The organism is Wolbachia endosymbiont of Drosophila incompta, assembly GCF_001758565.1.
Lineage (GTDB): Bacteria > Pseudomonadota > Alphaproteobacteria > Rickettsiales > Anaplasmataceae > Wolbachia > Wolbachia pipientis.
This window is the reverse complement of record NZ_CP011148.1, coordinates 362,479-367,547: the sequence shown is the minus strand read 5'-3', so window position 1 is coordinate 367,547 and position 5,069 is coordinate 362,479. Positions and strand designations below refer to the sequence as shown.

Here is a 5,069-nt window from a genome sequence, read left to right as displayed (position 1 = left end):
GGCTTCTACTACCTCTTTATGGTTCTTTACAGCAGCTAAATGTAAAGGAGTCTCCTCCTTTATCATTTTCTACCTTAACATCTGCTCCTTCACTTATTAGACGGTTTACTGCATCAATATCACCTCTTTCAACAGCCTTAAAAAAATTATCTCTACTTTGTGAACTACTCATCCTACACCTCTTTGTAAAACTATATTGTTATGATAAAGTCGTTAATAATCTATGAGCTCTCACCCCCTGTAAGATTATATTATCATGATAAAGTCATTAATAACCCATGAGCTCTGGATCACGCAAATAATGGTTATTCCCTGTGTTTTTCAGTACATTTGAGCTGGCTGTACATAAGAATCGCAATTGTAGAGCATGCTATTGTTAATAGTAAATTTGGTAAAATACCATAGCGAAAAAATTTTCCTACTATATATATTCCAATAGCCCCAAACATCATATTGCAGAATGAGAGGACTGCACTACCAAGCCCTATACCTTTGATCGTTTCTAAAGCAGAAGTTACGTTATTGCTTATTATTAATGCAAGTCCGATATTGGCTGGAATCCAAGCAGTTTGAAGAATGAATATATTCAACTTGTCCGCGAAATAAAAATATACCAATAAACTATCGGATATTATCGGTAACACCAAACCTATTATTAGCATTTTGCTAACCCCTACTTTTGGTACATACCTTCTATTAATTAAAGTTCCAATTATGTAGAATATGACTATGATCGATATGAGGTAGCCAAAATACTGTACTTCAATGCCCATCGATTCAAATATGAACGGGTAGTTAGCAATGTATGCCCAAAGCCACATGAAAGTTAATCCATGAATGGCTGAAAACCCAAGGAAACGATAATTTCTAAATATTGATATATATTGCTTGAAGATATTAGTAGTTATGTTAGTTATACTGGTTTCATTTTTATTTACAGTGAGTGTTTCTTGTAACTTAAAGTAGATAAAAATAAGTATAGCAATTGCCGCGAGTGACATAATAAAAAACAAAAATTTCCAATGATACCCATGTGAAATTATATAACTGCCCACCACTGGAGCTATTCCAGGTGAGAGTGCCACAACCATATTTAATTTTGAAATTACTCTCGAGTATTCACTACCCGAGTACATATCCCTTATTGCTGCATACCCAACAACACCTGCAACACCAGCTCCTGCCCCTTGTATGAAGCGAATTAGTATCAAGAGCATAATACTGTCGGCTATATAACACATGACACTTGCCAAAGTAAAAATTGTCATACCAATCAGCATCATTGGACGCCTACCATAATGGTCCGATAATGGACCATAAATTAAGCCAGATACCGCAAATCCAACTAGATTTAAGCTAATTGTAAGCTGCACTACACTGCCTTCTACTTTAAAATAATTGGCAATGCTTGGTAGTGCAACTGAGTATAGGTCAGTTGCCATATCGACAATTGCTACAGACAATATCATAATAAGAGAGATGATATTTTGCGAAAGAGCTGTTTTCACTTAATGATTTACTGGATTAAATATACTTAATTATAATGTATTTTTTTCATTAGTATATTAAATTAACTACTGAAATTAAGAGTAGCTATTCAAGAAAAAGCCTGTGAAGGCTCTATCCAGTAGGGCAGTGCCATGACTACTTGGATCTAGTTTCCATTATACAATTTCATCAAAGCAGTTTACTTACTTGCAATTAAGTTTCTGGATCCAAGTAGTCATGGCACTGGGATGACAGGAGAAGGAGGCTACTTAGATGACACCCTCCTAGTGGATTCAAATCACAATGTTCGTACAGTTATGTGCTTTGACACTGAAATCTTAAGCTAAAATCATGAAAAGCACGAATTTCAATATCTTACCTTTGATTATTCACTTTAAGCTTTAAGTCTTCAACAGAAGATGCATTTGCCTCACTTACTACCTTTAGTGGTTCACCAAGGCTATGTTCCACTTTTGTCTCAAATTTAAAGCCCAATTTTTCGCAAAGCTTCTGAAAATATTCAACAATAACATCAAACAAATTCTTACCACTTACTTTGTAGTTTTTTAGCTCTTTAGGAATGGTAAGAAGTACTTTACCATCTTCATATGTTACATTTTTATCTTCACATTTCAGTTTAAACTCCGCTGAACTGCAAAAACCTGGTGTTTCGATATATGTACAATCATCATAGTTAAGCATTTTTGTATATTTCATGCTAAAACTAAGCTTTATACAATTGGGTTCACGACAATCCATAATATACTCTCTTGTCATACAGTTGCTTTGCGTTGACAAATGAAAAGATCCAAGAGCTTGACTCATATCATTAGGAAGAAAATGAGTATATCCGCCCTGATAATAGTTATTTATTAACTACTCAATAATAGAGTTATTGGGAATTGTTGCACCAACGTGTTTAAACATTTCTGTAAAAATTTGTCTGAGAAATGGACGATAATTCCCTTTTCCGTTTTCATCCCGTAGAATTAGATTTTTATGTTTTGAATACAGATTGTTAATAAATTCGTTAGTTATTTTTTGTCCGTTAATAGCAAGGCCGTGTGTTCTATTAAGATCCTTATATGTTCCCTCACCAGAAATTACTTCGTCCCAAGTGTTAGCTTTGAAATCAGCATATTTGAGCTTCTTCACTTCAGCTTTCAACGCATTGACCATTTCCTTTGACATGTTATATCTCTACCATTAATACCTGTATATTAATTCTAGCACTTACTTTATTAAATTTCAATTACTAAATGAATTTATCACTTTCACTTCCGTATTTTCCAGCGAGTCACCGTAAGTCACTGCTTTGAGGTAAAACTTTTTTCCCCTTTGCACTTCGAAAGATATTACTGAATCATCAAGCAGAGTAAATTTTTCACCTGCGGTGTGCTGATACTCTTTGGTGCCCTCTTGCCCTCTAATTAGGTTGCTAAGCTTATATTTATTTTTATCTATAAGTTCGGCACTCTGAAATTTTACTATCTCTTTTCCAACCAGTGCTAAATTGCTTACATTTATAGTACTAACATTAGTGCTTGTAAAACCTTCTTCTGTCATCCCAGTGCCCAGACACTGGGATCCAGGAGAAATATGGTCAAGCGCTGGAATGACACCATCACTTAAATAATGGTTATATGAAGAACTCAATACACCAAAACGTAACACTACTATAAGCCCCTCGTCGGTAGATTCCATTACATATCCGTAAGTAGACTGCTTGTTTGTGTTTGCGATAGGCTTATAATCCTTATCGTTGTACGAAATAAAGAGTGTTGCTCCTTTCCAATTCTTTTCCTCACTAATTAAAGTAAAGCTTGCACTATTACCTTTAATATCCGGTAAATCTATCATTTCTACGATGGTTTTGCTGATATGAGAAGGAGGGTATTCCTTCAGCATAAGTGACCTTGTTGAAGGAAAAGAAAGCTTATATATAGAGTGATCATAACCAACGCCAATTACTTGAATGGACATGCTTTCAAATTTCGTTTTTATAATTCTCACCGTATGTTTTTTCTCACTGTCTAAAATCGTTATTACATCACTTGGCACAAGCCACGCATATTTTATCGGTAGCTTGAAATTGTATATATTTCTCTCTTGCCACGAAGAATAAAGTAAAACCTCAGCGATATTTTGCGCCTCTCCCTCCTCCATAATGAGCGGTATTTCAACTGTTATAGCAGCGCCTTGCTTTGGCAACTCAGCATATTTAACATCAATTGGATAGCCAAAATTGCGATTAAAATAAACGACGTTAACTTTATTGTTTAAATCTAATTGACTGATATTAGCAAGTTTTGAATTGTTACTGAAAACCGTTTCACCAATTGGTATTTCAGTCGTAACTCCCCTGCCCTTTTGGACAAATTTCAGTTTAGAGTCCTGTTCAACCACATCAAAAAAATAGCAACTTTGCAGCATTTTAATAATTGAACGTACCGATTGCTGGTCATTTATTACATATCCAGACAATAATCCTTTAACATCACTCGTATCGAACTGATCGCTTTTTAAACCTGCTTTTTGTAATAGATCCGATAAAACATCGGAAATATTAAGCTGTGAAAGCTTTCCCTGAATCCAATGTCCTGTCTGCCAATTATGGCAGTCAGTCCACATATCACACAAATTGGGGAAATAAGGAAATGGCCTTGCATCCCATGCCCAGAGAAACATTTTTTCTACCATTTCCGAGCTTTGCCACTTCTTTAGCGTTCCTTCAATTGCAATTTTTTGCGAAAGAAAGCTCACCTCTCCGTTTGAATATCGTGGATATTTGCTCTCTATGCTGCCTTTATCAACAAACACATTTGGCTCATTAGTGCAGCCGTTCATACTGGGAAATCCATACTCAGTAAACCATATTTTTTTCATTTTTGGTTGCCATTTCGTTTTACTACCACTGGGCATTATGTGAGTTTCACTCCACCATTTCTTTATATTTTTCCACGCATACCTGCTGTCGTTATACTTTACTTTTTCAGGTTCACTCTTTGAGTAATCATAGAAATAATCATACCCCACTCCACTGCTCCAACCACCCATTACATCTTCCGCGGAATAACCAAAAGGAGGCTCTGGACCATCAGTCAGTGGAAAATAAGCATCTATGCCAATAACGTCGATGTACTCTGAAGACCAAAGCTCATCCATATTATACCAACCATCATATGAATGGTATTCACTCCAATCAGCAGCGTAAGTTACCGTTACTTCTTTTCCAAGCTGAAGTTTTATTCGCTTTGCAAGCTTAACTAGCTCTATAACGGCAGGGTAATTCCCTTGTTCATCCCTGATTTTGGTAAGTTGCGCAAATTCAGATCCGATGATAAACCCTTCCACTTTAGTTTGTTTGGCAATGCTTGCATAATGCTCTATAAATTTGTTATATTGATTCTCAAAAAAATCACTTATATCCCCAGGGGTCCCGCTCAATTTTCCTCGCCACTCTTTGTTCTTTNTGTCAAGTAAGGGCATTGGATAGAGCATCACCTTGTAGCCTCTGCTGTGTAGCTCTTCTATATATCTTATCAACGCTGCATCACTAACTGTGCCACCATACCTTGGGT

Annotated in this window: 3 protein-coding genes and 1 pseudogene; all 4 read right to left on the bottom strand. The window is 36.0% G+C overall.

The annotated features are described in order from the left end of the window. Positions 1-16 precede the first annotated feature (16 nt). On the bottom strand, positions 17-172 hold the full coding sequence (locus WG67_RS06605; RefSeq protein ID WP_245683385.1) for an ankyrin repeat domain-containing protein: 156 nt from the start codon (positions 170-172) through the stop codon (positions 17-19). 133 nt (positions 173-305) lie between these two features. Then, the gene (locus WG67_RS01675; RefSeq protein WP_448128795.1) at positions 306-1,508 is read right to left on the bottom strand and encodes a multidrug effflux MFS transporter; all 1,203 of its coding nucleotides are present in this window, start codon (positions 1,506-1,508) and stop codon (positions 306-308) included. A gap of 355 nt (positions 1,509-1,863) precedes the next feature. Continuing rightward, positions 1,864-2,679 (bottom strand): annotated as a pseudogene (locus WG67_RS01670) (hypothetical protein). Between the two features lie 57 nt (positions 2,680-2,736). Continuing rightward, positions 2,737-5,069, bottom strand: a 2,333-nt coding sequence (locus WG67_RS06005) for a glycoside hydrolase/phage tail family protein (RefSeq protein ID WP_458694977.1), incomplete at its 5' end; no start/stop codon positions are given.

What these genes read in the sequence shown, in the direction of transcription:
- WG67_RS06605 (WP_245683385.1), bottom strand. Translation starts at nt 172, where the DNA reads ATGAGTAGTTCACAAAGTAGAGATAATTTTTTTAAGGCTGTTGAAAGA.